Annotated in this window: 11 protein-coding genes; 7 read left to right on the forward strand and 4 right to left on the reverse strand. The window is 58.2% G+C overall.

The window, feature by feature from the left end; genetic code table 11:
* Positions 1-573, forward strand: a 573-nt coding sequence (locus tag B5V02_RS40720) for a calcium-binding protein (RefSeq protein WP_483466545.1), incomplete at its 5' end; no start/stop codon positions are given.
* 494 nt (positions 574-1,067) lie between these two features.
* The gene (locus tag B5V02_RS22475) at positions 1,068-1,964 is read left to right on the forward strand and encodes an SAM-dependent methyltransferase (RefSeq protein WP_167458620.1); all 897 of its coding nucleotides are present in this window, start codon (positions 1,068-1,070) and stop codon (positions 1,962-1,964) included.
* A gap of 494 nt (positions 1,965-2,458) precedes the next feature.
* On the opposite strand, the gene B5V02_RS22485 is transcribed toward B5V02_RS22475, so the two are convergent.
* From B5V02_RS22485 to B5V02_RS22495, 3 genes are all read right to left on the reverse strand, one after another.
* Positions 2,459-5,812, reverse strand: coding sequence for a class I SAM-dependent methyltransferase (locus tag B5V02_RS22485; protein WP_167458621.1), 3,354 nt, complete (start codon positions 5,810-5,812; stop codon positions 2,459-2,461).
* A gap of 204 nt (positions 5,813-6,016) precedes the next feature.
* Positions 6,017-7,111 (reverse strand): class I SAM-dependent methyltransferase, encoded by a 1,095-nt coding sequence (locus B5V02_RS22490; protein ID WP_111546299.1) that lies wholly within the window; start codon positions 7,109-7,111, stop codon positions 6,017-6,019.
* Positions 7,112-7,605: 494 nt separating this feature from the next.
* Positions 7,606-8,037, reverse strand: coding sequence for a response regulator (locus B5V02_RS22495; RefSeq protein WP_111546300.1), 432 nt, complete (start codon positions 8,035-8,037; stop codon positions 7,606-7,608).
* A 139-nt stretch (positions 8,038-8,176) separates the two neighbouring features.
* On the opposite strand from B5V02_RS22495, the gene B5V02_RS22500 reads away from it, so the two are divergent.
* The 5 genes from B5V02_RS22500 to B5V02_RS41820 all read left to right on the forward strand — a co-directional run bounded on the left by B5V02_RS22500 (position 8,177) and on the right by B5V02_RS41820 (position 11,581).
* Positions 8,177-8,359, forward strand: coding sequence for a hypothetical protein (locus tag B5V02_RS22500; protein WP_245446112.1), 183 nt, complete (start codon positions 8,177-8,179; stop codon positions 8,357-8,359).
* The gene (locus tag B5V02_RS22505; protein WP_111546301.1) at positions 8,359-8,571 is read left to right on the forward strand and encodes a hypothetical protein; all 213 of its coding nucleotides are present in this window, start codon (positions 8,359-8,361) and stop codon (positions 8,569-8,571) included. Before B5V02_RS22500 ends, B5V02_RS22505 begins: the two co-directional genes overlap by 1 nt.
* Positions 8,572-8,895: 324 nt before the next feature.
* On the forward strand, positions 8,896-10,050 hold the full coding sequence (locus B5V02_RS22510; protein ID WP_111546302.1) for a sulfite oxidase: 1,155 nt from the start codon (positions 8,896-8,898) through the stop codon (positions 10,048-10,050).
* 67 nt (positions 10,051-10,117) lie between these two features.
* Positions 10,118-11,176: a class I SAM-dependent methyltransferase gene (locus tag B5V02_RS22515; RefSeq protein ID WP_111546639.1), complete on the forward strand. Its 1,059-nt coding sequence runs from the start codon at positions 10,118-10,120 to the stop codon at positions 11,174-11,176.
* A gap of 192 nt (positions 11,177-11,368) precedes the next feature.
* Positions 11,369-11,581 (forward strand): hypothetical protein, encoded by a 213-nt coding sequence (locus B5V02_RS41820; RefSeq protein ID WP_245446114.1) that lies wholly within the window; start codon positions 11,369-11,371, stop codon positions 11,579-11,581.
* Positions 11,582-12,089: 508 nt separating this feature from the next.
* Here the strand turns inward: B5V02_RS41820 and B5V02_RS22530 are convergent.
* Positions 12,090-15,425, reverse strand: a complete 3,336-nt coding sequence (locus B5V02_RS22530; protein WP_111546304.1) for an AAA family ATPase — start codon at positions 15,423-15,425, stop codon at positions 12,090-12,092.
* Between the last annotated feature and the right edge of the window lie 78 nt (positions 15,426-15,503).

The raw sequence follows: 15,503 nt of genomic DNA on the forward strand, positions 1-15,503 counted from the left end.
AGCCTTGATGATGGCGGCATTGATCTTGTCAACTCGTCGGTCAGCTTCACCCTCGGAGCTTTTCTCGAAAACCTGACGCTGACTGGCACAGCAGTGATCGACGGAGCCGGCAATGCGCTTGCCAACACGATCACCGGCAACACTGCTGACAACATTCTACGAGGCGGAGACGACAAAGACACGCTGAAGGGAGGAAATGGCAACGATACTCTCTACGGTGGTAGCGGAAGCGACTTCCTGACCGGCGGCGCGAACGATGATCATTTCGTGTTCGACACTGCGCTAGGCCCGACCAACGTAGATAAGATTCTTGATTTCGTTGAAGGTAGCGACGAACTCTGGCTCGACCACTTGATCTTTTCCGCAGCCACTGCGGATTCTGGTGGACATCTGATCGCCAACCAGTTCCGCATCGGCACCGCAGCGCTTTCAAGCTCAGATCACGTGATCTATGACAAGGCACACGGCGCACTCTTTTACGACCTAGATGGCGTTGGTGGAGCCGCGCAGATCCAATTTGCCTCGGTGACGGCGAACTTGAACCTCGCGGCAAATGATATTCTGATCGTGTAGCCAAGCTGCGGCCAGATGCCGTCGCGTAGGCCGACGTGTTCGAGGGATGGGCATTCGACAGCCGCATGACGCCTGAATGGACAGCCAAGCTTGCGGGATGGGCAGGGTCTCTGCGGCGGTTGGCAGATGAAGTCGGATCGGCCTGGGATCCACCAAGACCGGTATCGGACATCGTTTTACTCCGGTTGATCAAAAAAGTGGGTTTCTGGACGGGCTGGGCCGCGCCAGAGATGATCAGCGGTGCCCCCACCATTTTGATCACCTGCGACGCGGCCTAAGGCCTGGAGCGGATGCCAGGTGTCAATCCTGGCTCAGCGCCTGTGGAACAGGCACCTCTCACGGAGCATCCGCGTAACTGTCAGGGACGGCTGGACCGCTCGGTTCAGTGCGTGTCTGGTCAAACGCCGAGCCGGTCCTTACTTGGGCTACTTTACAGGTTCGCTCTTACCCAGCATCTTGAGGGCGCGGATTTCCGTCGGGTTAGGGATGGGCCAATGAGTTTTGAATCGCTCCTGGCTAAATGTTCCGAATTGCTTGGTGCGGTTGAGACGCCGGCTGCAGTGGCAGCCAGACTGCGGCTTGCGCACGACGGGACTTCGGCGGATGCTCGACTGCAATCGCAGCTCGACCGGATTGTAGACCTAGTTGAACCTAATCTTCTCGAAGGCCTTGACCAAGCCCAGCAGGCGGTCGTTCTGGCCGACATTAGTACCACAATCCGTCAATCGCTCGACTTCCTCGAAAATCCCTCCCGTCCTCTGGGATGGCACCATGACGATCCGGCAGTCTTGGATTCCCAGGGCAGGGCATCGAAACATATCATTAGCAGAATTCAGGCCATAGCCACCAAACGTGCTCCTCTGGCTGAGTTGCTGAGGCAGCCAGGTGCCTTTCTCGATATCGGGACGGGTGTTGGCTGGATCGCCATTGAAGCAGCCCGAGTTTGGCCCAACTTGCGCGTCACCGGCACCGACATCTGGGAGCCTTCGCTAGCGCTTGCCCACCGCAACATTGCCGACAGCGGCATGACGGAGAGAGTATCCGTCCGCAATGAGAATCTCGAAAACCTGCGCGAATTGGCCCGCTACAACCTGGTATGGCTGCCGTCGCTTTTCATGCCCGAACAGGTCATTCGGCGCTCCCTGGCGCCCGTCTTCCAGGCTCTCGCCCCAGGCGGCACATTGAACTTTGCACTATGGGAGGTGTCGCCCGACCCTTTGCGGCAGGCTCTCACTTCGCTCGCCGTAGTACGAATGGGCGGGCATCCCTGGCGACCCGAAGAAGTTGAATCGCTGCTCAACGCCACAGGCTTCACCGACGTCGAAGCATTCAATTTCCCGGAGGTGGAGTTGACCCTGGTTGCCGGATGCAAACCGACCGGTGCCAGTTAGACCGACGAGGTTCAGCGATCTGGTCACGGGTACCAAGCGTTAGAATCTAACCACTAGGGAGAGGGACGATGTGGATAGTAGGAGGCATCATACTGGGCGTTGTAGCCTGGTATCTGCTGCGAAATGGGAAAAGAAACGGTGATCCGCTCAACAGGAAATGTTCCGCTGAGATATGCGAGTATCTAACCGGCTCGGATCAATTAAGCGCAAGCGACATAGCCGAAATTTTTATGCGAAATGCTCGCTATAGGACGCAGGCTAGGCATATCGTTTCTATGGTGCCGGCAATTCTGATCAAGGCTGGCTATCCAAGGGAGCAATCCACGAGCTTCGTTCCGATCATGTATCAAGCGGCCGCTTTGATTCCAGAATAATTCAAACTGACCCACTACAGGCAGCAATTGCTTGTCGGCCGCTGTTCGCGCCACTAATGGGGACGCAGCGATGCTGGCGAGAATTAGCAACCAGCATGAAAGATCACGCGCGTGCCGCCTTCAACTCGTCTTTTCAGACACAATCTGCTGATCGGTTCCGAGAAAGCCGTCCATCTCACAGTGGAAGAACTCATCATTGAAGACCTCAGACCAACTTTTCACGCCTTGCGAACGGTTGATCCGCATGCCACGTACTCGACCTGAAAAGTCGTGCAAGCTCTCTATCGCCTCGGTCAAAGCCTGCTTAATGCCGGATATGGTCGGCTCGCAGGGAATGATATTTTCTGACAATCCGCGTAGATGCGTCTCCGAGCGACCATCGACGGTGTTCGTGACCACCCGCGCGCCGATCGAGGCCATTTCGAAGGCTACCAGACCTGGATGGGGTGCATACATCAGGCTCAATCCGACATCGACCTTGTGCATGAAGACCTCGTATTCGGCCTCCGTCATCTTGGCGTGCAGATTGAGCTTATGACCGCGGCCCAACGGGATCGTCATCTCGGCAAGCGCTCCCACTCCGTGGAACTCCCAAGGCCCAACGAAACTTCCCTGCTGCGCCATCTCCTCTAAGGCGATGAGAGCTAGCGGAAACAGGTTGCGTTTGGCGTGTGCTTCCGGCCGCGCGTAGAAGATTAAGGTCCTCGATGGTCGGCCCTTCAGATCGGCCAAGGTTGGCGCCCGAAGCTTGGTCAACACGTGCTCGAACACCGCGAAATCGCGTCCTCGCGACGGCGTCCGATCGCCGGAGAAAATACCGATCCTGTGGCGCTGGAAGTAATCCTTTAACTCGGTCGAATTGAAGATCGGATAGTGTGCCAGCTGATAGGCACTCGCGACGATGGCGTGCTCTGCCGAATAATCGTGGAAAACCGGCTCATATTCTTGCACAAGCCAGGCGAACAACCCACTTTTGACATGCGCTGCCATCTGGTGCGCAAGGTGCGCTTCCCAGGCAGAGTAGGCGAAAATCTTATCCGTAGGCGATAGACGTAGTGGGGCTTTGAGACGTCGACCGTTGACAATCCGGACAGTCCCGAAAGCTACTGCGATCCGGATCTGTCGCGTGATCCAGTACCTAAAATAAGAACCGTCATCATCCTGAGCACAAATGACAATGGTTATCGGACGCTTCAGCGAAGCCAATCCCACAACCAACTCAATAAGTGCTTTGTATCCACCGAAGAAGATGTCTGGGTCAAGCGTGGGAACCAGGATCCAATAACTCTCCTCGTCCGCGCCCGAGCACGCCGCGATCGGTGCGATCCGACGTTCGATGAAACGTGCCTGAGCAATGCCAACCGGATCGGTGAGGCTCGGATGGCGTACGTCCAAGGTTTTCGTAAGGTTATGTTTGGTCAGACGGTTTTCCGCTCGACCTACGAGAACGTAGTGTTCGAAACCGCAAAGATATTTGCGAGAGGAAATGGCCAACCTGACATCAGGGTAAAACGCTGAATAAAATTGCTCATCGAAGTCTGCGTGCGGAGAACAACTGCTGCGGCCACCCTTGGCCAAATAATGAGCGAATCCATGTAATTCCCGGTCTTTTAACTCGTATGTCCGATCGTACCAATCTTCGTCAAACATCGGTTGAAGATGGGAATAGTCGTGCGGCAGCCGGCCTTGACCGCTACGCCCCTCAGCGCGTCCGTACCGAATGTAATGATCAAAGCCGCAAAGAACCCCCCCTGCCTGAACTGCCTTGGCGACATCGGGATTGGCAGAGAGGTAAAACTCTTCATCAAATGCGGCATTTGGGGAATATCCCGCTTTCGCCCCGATCGTGCAGTAATGATCTAAGCCACGAAGTTTTCTCGCTGTCAGCGCGTACTTGTAATCGTACCAGGCTTCGTCGAAGCAAGCTGAGATTAGTTTCGCCAAATCGGGGGGACAACGTCTAGCTTGGTTTGTACTCGTTCTTCTGCCCACGAGGGGCTGGGGCAGTGCCTCAGCGGTAGCAAGCATTCGTTCTCTGCGCTCAGCAAGTTTTTTCGGCAGTTGCAGCGTCACGACCCACCAACCAAACTTTAGTGCGCGCCTTCCAAACCGCCGTATCGGGGCTGGTATCGCGGCAGCAACACGACGGATCGGCCAAGTTGCGCGCCAGACCGTGCTCGTTGTAAATGCGCGAAGCTGGGTTTGGAGATTAGCTAATTCTTCAGAAAGCTGCCTGTTTTGGGCAGTAGATTCCTGGGCAACTTGAGCGCTGCGGTACGCAGCATCGCGCTCTGCTTCGACCAAGGTTTGAAGTGCGGCCTCGCGATGAGCTGCATCGTCACGTTCGGCCTTCAGATCCCGCTCCAGCCTGTCGCGCTCTGCTTCGACCAAGGTTTGAAGCGCGGCCTCGCGATGAGCTGCATCGTCACGTTCGGCCTTCAGATCCCGCTCCAGCCTGTCGCGCTCTGCTTCGACCAAGGTTTGAAGCGCGGCCTCGCGATGAGCTGCATCGTCACGTTCGGCCTTCAGATCCCGCTCCAGCCTGTCGCGCTCTGCTTCGACCAAGGTTTGAAGCGCGGCCTCGCGATGAGCTGCATCGTCACGTTCGGCCTTCAGATCCCGCTCCAGCCTGTCGCGCTCTGCTTCGACCAAGGTTTGAAGCGCGGCCTCGCGATGAGCTGCATCGTCACGTTCGGCCTTCAGATCCCGCTCCAGCCGCGAGACGGCCAACGTTCTTACATGAGCCTCTCCGCTAAAGGCAAAGAGTGCTCTTACTGTCGGAGCCACACTGTCGTCTTCCGACATAGAAAACAGGTTGTGCAAAGTCAGAGGAAGATCCTCGCCGACGCCGAGTACACCCAGGCCAAAGCTGTGCCGAAATTCAAAAGAGGGATGCTTGGCTGAAAGTTCGTTCCAAAGTCGCCAAACTCCGTATTTGTCGCGGTGGACGCATGTGTCGTGAAAAAGCACGACCGATCTGGACGATAGTGCACTCTTCCAATTCTCAAAATCGTGTTTGACAGCCTCGTAGGTGTGCGTTCCATCAATATGCAGGAGATCGATGCTGCGATTGTCGATCATCTCGCGAGCTTCATCGAAGTTCATTTGCAGAAGTGTCGAGAAGCCGCCGAAGCGCGGATTATGGTATGCCTGGAAGTCTTCAAGCACACCCACCTCCGCATCCATGTGAATATCGCCCTTCCAGGTGTCCACGGCAAACGCCTGCGCGTTGAGCTGCAGCGTAGCGATCGCCTGACAGAACGCGCAGTATGAATTGCCGCGGTGCGTGCCCAGTTCCACAATTCTTCGGGGACGTAGGGTCTTCACCAGCCAAAATGCAAATGGAATGTGGCCGACCCAATGCTCGAACTGGACTAGACGTTCCGGTACCCAAAATAGCTCGTCGCCGATGTCGAGCTGCCGCATAATGTTGGCAAGGTGAATATCGTCTTGCGGAGGCGCTAAGATCTTCATGAGTGACGGACCACTTGCGGGGCGTTGGCTGTTAGGCGCAAGCATCCACAATTGATAAAAGAGCAAGAAGGGCACACCACCATCAATCCCGTCCTTATACGCCCGTTTCCGAATAGCAGCTATTAGAGGTGTTCTGCCCGGTCAGTTGTGGTGGGTGCCGCGTAAATCAGGTGCTCGCGGGTCAGTTCCCGGCCATAACTGTGCTCATCTTTCAAGAATGACCATGTCCTGCCAACCAAAGCGATATGACTCGCCCCGCCACGCACCGGGAAAGCTCTCGATGACTTTCAGGTTCGCCTCCGTACACAGTCTGATGAAGGTGTCGATTTCATAAGCCACAGGATCGCCGATAGGATCGCTGAGGTAATGGTTTTTGGGCGCGCCATACTCGTCACAATGTGTGTAGTAGCCGTTACCTCGATTTCGGAAACGATAAGCCCATTCCCCCTGGCCCACCCCTAAGAGCCTCGTGAGTCCGCCTTCCCCGCAGAGCGCATCCGCCGGGATAGCGTGGAAGGAAAGAATTGCTCGCCCGCCTCGTCGGAGAGTGCGGCGGATCTGGCGCAAATAGTTTGAAGCAGTCGGAACATCGAGATGTGTGAATACGGAAGCCGCAAATGTGGCATCGAAAAGCTCATCGGGATAGGGAAAGTCGTAGGTATCCGAACGGATGACACCAGGCTGATTGTACAGGTGATGCGACAGGTCAATCCGGTCAAAATGAAACGCCGGATGCTCTATCTCACGTTTGCAATGATCAATAGATTCCTGAAGAACATCGAAACCGTAATATTCACCTTCGTGCGTGATATAGTAGGACAAAGGCACTGCCATGCGCCCGGTTCCACAACCTATATCCAAGACCTTGCCCCATGGCGGCAGACGGCCATAACGAATCAGAAACTCCAGCCATTCGAGGCCGACATAGAAGAACCGATTGGCATCCGTGTCTCCTCCTGCCAATGCGGCCATTCTTTGATCGAACTTGCGTGGGATAGCGCGGCGGACGACTGAAGACACGGTCTTCGCGATCAAGTCGAAATTTTCATTACTCAGATCGGCTAGGTCGACCGGCAAAAGTCCGATCGGCTTCGGATCTGTCGATTTTCCTTCAGGCTTTGCGGTGCCGGTGCCGCTGGCGGCGGTTGGTAGCGGCGCAACACCCAATTGAGCTTCTGCGGCAGCGCCGTCCGTTTTTTGACTTTCGGCGTGTACCGAGCACGGCCTGGGTCGCGTGAAATTCCTTGCGAGTCGGCGGCGAAGCACATCTAACATCATCAACCCACCTTTCTTTACCATGTTGCCAAAATTGCCTATCGAGGAGGCATACCCTCGATGGCGTCGTTGAATTTGACACCTGCGATGGAATTTTATCGCAAAATTTCATCAGAGAGGTTGATGTTGCGGACGACAATGCACCGGCGCTCTGATTACCGCCGCCGCGTGGCGCCGCCCATGCGTTTTTCATAGCCTGCCGCTACCGGACACCGGGGCCACCACGAAGCGTTATCTGCCCATACTCTGCCCAAGCCGATTTTCTGGGCAGATTGGCCGATCTGATTTTGCCGTAAGTTCTTGATTTTGCTGGCGCGCCCGACGAGATTCGAACTCCTGACCCCCAGATTCGCAGTCTGGGATTGCAGTCGTGCGAGTTTGTGCGACGCTGTTCCATGAACTCCTGAAAACCTTGCAATTCCGGAGTTTTCTCATTTGCCTTGTGTGCGGCAAGGTGCAAGGAAAAGCGAAGTTGTGCAACGTTTTTGTGCCCCCCGGCGTGCCCCTGGAGAATTGCCCTATGTCGAAGCTGACAAACGACATCGTTGCCCGGGCGCGGCAAGCGGCTTGAAATTCGCGACGACGTCGAGGCTGTTCTGATCTTTCGCGTGTTCGAGCAGCTTCGCCGGCGCAAATGGCCTGATAAAGCGTTCGTCGACGCCGGACTGCAACAGCGGGATGTGCTGACCTTCCGCTCCGGGGGATATCAAAGCGATACGGGGCAGGGCACTGGTCCGGGCATCCTGCTTCAGCCTGCCGCTTCCAGCCGCCAGGTGATTGTCCGGCCGACAGTCCAGCACAACCGCACCGACCGGCTTTTTCGCCGCAAGGGCCAGCACTTCAGCGATGGAGCCAGCCAGCGTACTGGTGAAGGCGTCCACCTCCAGAATGTGGCTGAGGAGCAGATAGAATTCCGCATCCAGCGAGCAGATCACGATTAATGGCTTCATATGCGCAGCAAAGTCTTTCCGCTGCCATCAAGACGGGCTGGCCTGTAAATCGAATCCCTATTACCAGGCGCCAGAATGCCAGACCGAATCAACTATAACAACAAAGGCAACAGGAGAGTCCGCACAGGTCAGGGCAGCATTGCTTGAGCTGGATCCGCTGTGGGACGAACTCTTCCCGGTCGAACAGGCGCGCATCGTCCAGCTTCTGGTCGAACGCGTCGATGTTGCGGTCGACAGCATTGCTATCCGCCTGCGCACCGAGGGGCTGGCTTGTCTTGCGGCCGAACTCAACCAGCGTTTGGACCTAAGGAGCGCAGCCTGATGCCCGACACCGAGGTCACCGGAAGCACCCTCACGATCCAGCTTCCGCTGAAGGTTCGGAAGCGGGGAGGGCGCAAGCTCATCGTCGCACCGGTTGGCCAGGAGCCATGGACCTTTGCACGGCCTCGTGTCGACAACACTCTCGTCAAGGCAATCGCCCGCGCCTATCGCTGGCAGGAATGGAACGCGCAACGCCATTTGTGGTCTGAATAGGCTGCTTAGTGCCAGAGCGGACGTCTGGCAGCGTTCCGGGCAGCTAGTGATTTAGCGGGACCGGACATCCGTCTGAAATGCACCAAGCCATCAGCTACCGTCCAAGACGGTAGACTCTTGCCTCTCAAGGGCGCACTCTGAAGACACGAAACGCAAGCTAGAGTTTCGTCCAATGCTTCACACGCTTGAGATGCGCCGCTGATTGCTTGACCTATCCGGATGTTTCCGGGTGGGGCAGCTGTTTCATCGGGCGCCTATCCGTGATCAGGCTACGGCTCAACAGGCACGCTGCAGCCCATTCCGGATCAACTGGGAGGAAACAGCATGCCCCATCTTCAACGCAGAGAACTTATTCAAGGTAGCGCGGCTCTTGCCGCAATCGCCGCTCTCCATGCCTCGCGTCGTGCTTACGCCTTTCCAGCACAGCCGAGCGGGAAAGTGATTCCGTGGCTGGATCAGCCGACCAAGAATCCCGATCCGGCGGGCATTCAGAGCCAGCTTGTCTGGGAGGATCTGGATAGCTGGATAACGCCAAACGACAAGTTCTTCAGCATCTCGCATTTCGATCGACCAACGATCGACGAGAAGACCTGGTCCCTTGAGATCGGCGGCTTGATCAAGAAGCCGTTGAAGTTGACGCTCGCCGATATCAAGTCGCGCCCGCGGCAGGAGGTCGTTTTCACAGTGGAATGCTCGGGCAACCATGGCTTTCCATTTTTCACCGGCGGCATCGGCAATGCCCGTTGGGCGGGGACGCCGCTCGCCCCGATCCTTGAGGAAGCCGGTGTTTCGGCCAACGGCATCGAGGTTGTCTTTTTCGGTACCGACAAGGGCGAGATCCCCATACGCGACGTCAAGATGAAGCAGAACTTTGCTCGCAGCATGTCGCTCGCCGACGCGATGAATCCCGACAATCTTCTTTGCTATGAAATGAACGGAGCGGCCTTGCCGCCGGCCAATGGTTTTCCGGTGCGGTTGATTGTTCCGGGCTGGTACGGAATCGCCAACGTCAAGTGGCTGAAGGGCATTGAGGTTCGCGACACCCGCTTCATGAGCCTGCTGATGGCCCGCGACTATGTCACCATCCGGGAGGAAGACCACAATGGCGAGACCGTGTGGGCCGAGACCTCGGTCGGCCGAGCCCGGATAAAGTCCGCGCCCGCAAAGGTCACCCAGAAAGACTCAGAGTATTCCATCATTGGGGCAGCCTGGGGTGCGCCGATCGACCGGGTCGAAGTGCAAATCGATCAAGGGCCTTGGACACCGGCGACCATTGACCATAGTGAGGAGGCCGAACACGCCTGGAAGATCTGGTCCCTCGGCTGGCAAAACGCCTCCCCTGGAGAACACACGGTGACCTCGCGCGCGATCGGCATCACGGGAGAAATTCAACCGGCAATGGACGATCCCTTGATTGCCAAGAAACACACATATTGGGAGAGCAATGGCCAGGTGACGCGGCGCGTCAATATCGTTTGAGAAGCATTGCTGCCACACAGGGGTATCGCCAAAGGGAAAACCACCGCGAGCCCGAAGGGAGATGTTGATGTCGGACGCTGGTCAGGAAAAACTGGACGCATTCTTGGGGAAGATGGTCGGCGATCTGGGTGCGATCGCAACCGGCGCGGGTGTCCTGCTGGGTGACAGGCTCGGCCTGTTCAAGGCCTTGCGCGAAGGCGGCAAGATGACGTCCGCCGAACTTGCCAATGGCACCGGCACCCAGGAACGCCTCATCAGGGAATGGCTGTCCGGGCAGGCGGCGGCGGGCTACGTCGACTACGACGAGGCCACCGACCGGTTCTATCTCAATGCCGAACAGGAACTGGTCTTCGCCGACGAGGACAGCCCGGCCTTCATGGCCGGCGCATTCGAGGTTCTGTCGACGCTGTGGCTGGACGAGGAGAAAGTGAGGCAGGCGTTCGTGTCAGGCAAGGGGGTTGGCTGGCATGAGCACAGCGCGTGCCTGTTTCGCGGCACGGAGCGGTTCTTCCGGCCAGGCTACAACGCCAATCTGATCGACTCCTGGCTGCCGGCTCTCGACGGTGTCGTCGAAAAGCTCGAACGCGGCGCCGAGGTGGCGGATGTCGGGTGCGGCCATGGCGCATCGACCGTGCTCATGGCGCGCGCTTTTCCGAAGTCGCGCTTCGTCGGCTTCGATTATCACGCCCCTTCGATCGAGCGCGCCCGCAAGGCCGCTGAGGAAGCCGGCGTCAGCGCCAACTCGCGCTTCGAGATCGCGGCCGCCAAGACCTATCCCGGCACCTATGACCTCGTCGCTTTCTTTGACTGCCTTCATGACATGGGCGACCCAACGGGTGCCGCCACGCACGTCCATGGTTCGCTCAAGCCGGACGGCACCTGGATGATCGTCGAGCCGTTCGCGCATGATCACCTGGCTGCCAACCTCAATCCCGTCGGACGCGTCTACTATGCCGCCTCTACCTTTGTGTGCACGCCGGCCTCGCTGTCGCAGGAGGTCGGGCTCGGGCTCGGCGCCCAGGCTGGCGAGGCGAGGCTGCGCAAGGTGGTGACCAGCGGCGGTTTCAAGCGCTTCCGCCGGGCCACCGAGACGCCGTTCAACATGGTTCTGGAGGCTCGTCCGTAGCGCATAACCCCGAACTGATGGAGGAAGATATGACCGCCTATTAACGTCGTCCGCTTTCGCACCAAGCCAGGCAAGGAAAAGGCATTCGTCGATGCGCATGAGAAAATCTCGCTAAACGCCAAGGGCTTTCGCAAAGGCGCCCTGATCAAGACGGGCGAGCGCACATTCTGCATGCTTGGCGAGTAGAATGACATGGACAGCCTCGCCGCTGCGCGGGTGTCGATGATCAGCATTCTCGACACATTCCGCGATATGCTCGAGGACCTCGGCGGCGATTTCGGCGTGACGGACCCGGTCTCGGGACGGTTGTGGCGGAAATACGCTGAGGAAGGCCCACAATCCTGCTATCGCCAAAATCCCTTCGGGGGCAAGATGGAAGCAGCATCACCATTCAGATTCCGCTGACGGTTCGCAAGCGGGGAGGGCGAAAGCTCATCGTTGCGGCGGTTGGCCAAGAGCAATGGGCCTCTGTACGGCCTCGCGTCGACAACACCCTCATCAAGGCGATCGCCCGCGCCTATCGCTGGCAGCAGATGCTGGAGCAGGGCGCATGCGCGAGTGCCGAGGATATCGCCAAAACTGAGAAAATCAGCGCATCGTATGTCAGACGTTTATTGCAGCTTACTCTGCTTTCGCCTGCGCTGGTCGAGATGGTACTCGACGGACGCCAACCCGCAACGATGATCACCGCCAATTTGCTTCAGCACTTGCCGGCAGAATGGAATTCGCAGCACTATTCGTGGCCTGGATAGTCTGCTTAGCGCCATGTTCGGACCTACGCGGGGACAAGCGTGAACGTCTCATCTCAACCATTCCGTTACATTCCAGTCCAAACGGACTAACGCGCGTCTCGGGTGCGCAATGAGCCAAGCTCGCAAACTACGCTGTCGGAACCGATGCAGATGGTGCGACCTCAACGGCTCAGGGCGTCCAGCGCCCTTTGTGCCGCGATGAGGTCGACGATTGGATACCTAGTGTTAAATGTGTGGACCACCGCTTGCAGATGCGTCGCGGCCTCATGGGCACGACCTTGACGTGCCAGAACTGGTGCTAGTTGCGTTGCGGCGCGAAGCTCGAAGAGTCTCGCTTGTTGCCGACGGGCAATGGCAATCGCTGTTTCGAATAGGTGCGCGGCACCCGTCAGGTCATCTCTGCCCGCGGCGATTTGGCCACGAAGGCGAATACATTCTGCAAGGGAGCACGCCTCGTCCGTATCGAAAACGAGCGTATCGACATCATCGAGCATTTTCGATGCGTCTTCGATGCGACCGGCGCGCAGGAGCAGATCACAAAGTTCGCATGCTTTCTCAGGGGTATGAAATACGACGCCGTGCCCACGCCAAAGAACCAAACTCTCCCGGACGTCATCGATGCCGGCATCCAGTTCGCCCAAATGCGAGCGGGCATGACCACGCCACCGAACGCCGCTGCTTCGACGCGCCGTGTAGCCATGCCGTTCGCAAATCTCAACGATCTTCGTAGCGTTCTCAAGGAGTTCCTCGTATTGACCGAGTAGCGCATAAAAATCGCACTGAGCGAGAAGACGCCAGGCTAAGTCGAAGGGCTTGTCGAATTGGTCAACATTTCGAACCAAGCGCTCGTTATCTTCGGCTGCAGCGTCGATGAAGCCCAAAATGATCAGCGAACCGATAAGATAGTCCTGGGTAGAGACACGTTGATCCGCACCGGCGAACAAAATTCGAAAACTTGGGTCAACACGATCAATCAGATCTAAGGCATTCCGCAAAGCCTCCGTTGCCTGCGGTTGTTCTCCCCGGTTATAATGAGCCATCCCCCTTGTCGCCAAAAGGGCACTCAAATAGCCTGGAGGAAGGTGATCGGCGCCTTTTTTTAGCTGCTCATCGGCGAGCATCAGATAGTCGTGATTGCGCCCAGTGGCATAAAAAAATGGAGCGAGTGAAAGCGCAACGTCACATTGCAATTCGACCAATGCAGTGTTCGCGGCGACAAGACGTGCATCTTCAAGCGTCTTCCTAAGGCGCTCAGAACGATACCCTTCAGCCTGCATTAAGGCATTAGCCATCGCAAGGTGGAGACGTGTCATCCGTTCGGCGCCGCCGGACACATCGCCAAGTCTCCTGCTGCAGTCAATGGCACTGGCAAAGTGCGACACGGCTTCCCGAGTGGCAGCTCTGGCCAAGGCGGCCCTTCCCGCCTTTTGCCAGTGATCGAGCGCGCCCGCCCAATCCCCAGCCTCCTGAAGGTGGTGCGCGAGGAGCTCGGGTTGCGCTTCAGTGATTTCGGTCCACTTTTCCTCCAACACATCTGCGACACGCTTATGTAGCTCCTGGCGCTTAGCGCGCAGCAACGTGCCATACGCTGCGTCCTGAACGAGCGCATGCTTGAAGAGGTAGGTAGCCAATGGCCGCGTCCCGCGGCAGAACACCAGACCGGCGCCGACGAGTTGATCCAGTGCACCATTTAGATCAGCGGTATTTCGCTGTGCGACCGCTGCCAGCAATTCGTAGGAGAACTCCCGACCGACAACCGCGCCGACCTGTGCGACCTCCTTAACGGTTGAGCCGAGGCGATCGAGCCGCGCCATCAACGAGGCATGCAGCGTGGCGGGCACGTTCAGCGCCGTCGCAGCAACTCTTGAGAGCACTGTCCTGGTGTTGCCCCCCTCCAACACCGCCTTGGTCAGCTCCTCGACGAACAGTGGCACCCCGTCAGTGCGCTCGATGATCTCCGCGACAACGTCGCTCGGCAGCTCTCCGGTGCCGGCGACCCGCCGGACCAGCGCGGCGCCTTCACGACGGTCGAGCCGGTTGAGGACAAGAACCGTGACGTGCGCCTGCCCGGTCCACGGCGGTTGAAACTCGGGGCGGAACGTGAGGAGAAGCAGCACTGGCAGGCGCTGCACCCGCTCGACTACCAGGTCGAGCAGCTCGCGCGAGCTGGGGTCGATCCAGTGCACATCCTCGAAGAGCATCAGCACCGGACCTTGTCGCGCCAGGTCTTCGAGCCGCCGGAGCAGCGCATCGAAGGTCTTCTCTTTCTTACGCTGGGGCGTCAGTTGGAGAGGCGGGAAACGGCCTTCGGTCGGCAACGACAGCAGCTCGGCCAGCAGCGCCACGTCCTCAGGCGAGGCCGCGGCAAGCATGGCCACAAGCTTATCCAGCTTCCTCTCAGGTGGGTCGTCGCGTTCCAACCCGGCGGCACGTTCTAGCTGCGCAATGGTCGGGTGGAGCGCGCTGTCTTGATGGTGCGGCGAACAGAAATAGCGCAAGCGGGTGTGTGGCTCGTTCTGTATCCGCTCCTGCAAGGTGACGGTGAGGCGCGACTTTCCGATGCCGGGCTCGCCCGAGAGCAGCACCACACGACCTTCACCACTTTTCGTGCGATGCCAGTGGCGCTGCAACAGCTCGACCTCCTCCTCACGCCCGACTAGCGGCGTGGGCGTCGTCCCATGCAGCGCCTCGAACCGGCTTTCGACAGCGCTCTCACGAAACACTTGATAGGGATGGATCGGCTCCGGAAAGCCTTTCACCTCGACGGCGCCAAGATCGCGATATTCGAAAAGATCGCCGACCAGCTGCCGCGTTTGAGGCCCGATCACGACCGCGTCGGGTTCGGCAAGAGCTTGCAGGCGGGCGGCGAGGTTCGGCGTCTCACCCACGACGCCGCGCTCTTGCCCTTCGCCGGCGGTGAGCAGATCGCCAACGACGACCTGTCCGGTGCCGATGCCGATACGAACCCGCAATGGCTCGGGCTCCGGGAGTCGCCTAACGGCATTGACGAGAGCAAGGCCAGCGCGCACCGCCTGCTCGGCGGCGTTCTCGTGCGCCTGCGGGTAGCCGAAATACACCAAGACTCCGTCGCCCATATACTTGGCGACAAAGCCGCCGAAGTGGGCGACCGTATCGGCGACACAGAGGTGATACGCTCCGATGGTCTCACGTAGGTCCTCGGGATCCAGACGCGTCGACAGCGCCGTCGAGCCGACGAGATCCACGAACATGACGGTCAGCTGTCGACGCTCCGCGCTTAGCTCCCGGGTGCGGCTCCGAGCCGTGATGTCATCGGTGCTCGCGTCGGGACGGCTTGACGACGGCCCCAGCCCCACCACCGCCTTGCGGAATCGCTTGCGATGACCGAGGAGCATACCGAGCTTCTCGAGGTCGGCATCGGTCAGTTCCGGCAGGACTTCCGCGTCGATCGCGTTGTCGCGAAATGCCTGCTCGTATTGCTGGAGGCCGAGGCCTCGCAACCAAGCGGCAACGTCCACACAGCTCTCCCAAGGCTGAATTCGGATCCTTCACCCGCAATATTAACTCAGATGCCGGGGAAATGCTGTAGGCCCGGA

It is taken from the genome of Mesorhizobium kowhaii (genome assembly GCF_003253745.1).
GTDB lineage: Bacteria > Pseudomonadota > Alphaproteobacteria > Rhizobiales > Rhizobiaceae > Mesorhizobium > Mesorhizobium kowhaii.

Bases quoted from the DNA above. Each gene is read 5' to 3' on its own strand.
- B5V02_RS22475 (WP_167458620.1), top strand. From the start codon at position 1,068: ATGAGTTTTGAATCGCTCCTGGCTAAATGTTCCGAATTGCTTGGTGCG.
- B5V02_RS22485 (WP_167458621.1), bottom strand. From the start codon at position 5,812: ATGAAGATCTTAGCGCCTCCGCAAGACGATATTCACCTTGCCAACATT.
- B5V02_RS22490 (WP_111546299.1), bottom strand. From the start codon at position 7,111: ATGGTAAAGAAAGGTGGGTTGATGATGTTAGATGTGCTTCGCCGCCGA.
- B5V02_RS22495 (WP_111546300.1), bottom strand. From the start codon at position 8,037: ATGAAGCCATTAATCGTGATCTGCTCGCTGGATGCGGAATTCTATCTG.
- B5V02_RS22505 (WP_111546301.1), top strand. From the start codon at position 8,359: ATGCCCGACACCGAGGTCACCGGAAGCACCCTCACGATCCAGCTTCCG.
- B5V02_RS22510 (WP_111546302.1), top strand. From the start codon at position 8,896: ATGCCCCATCTTCAACGCAGAGAACTTATTCAAGGTAGCGCGGCTCTT.
- B5V02_RS22515 (WP_111546639.1), top strand. From the start codon at position 10,118: ATGTCGGACGCTGGTCAGGAAAAACTGGACGCATTCTTGGGGAAGATG.
- B5V02_RS41820 (WP_245446114.1), top strand. From the start codon at position 11,369: ATGGACAGCCTCGCCGCTGCGCGGGTGTCGATGATCAGCATTCTCGAC.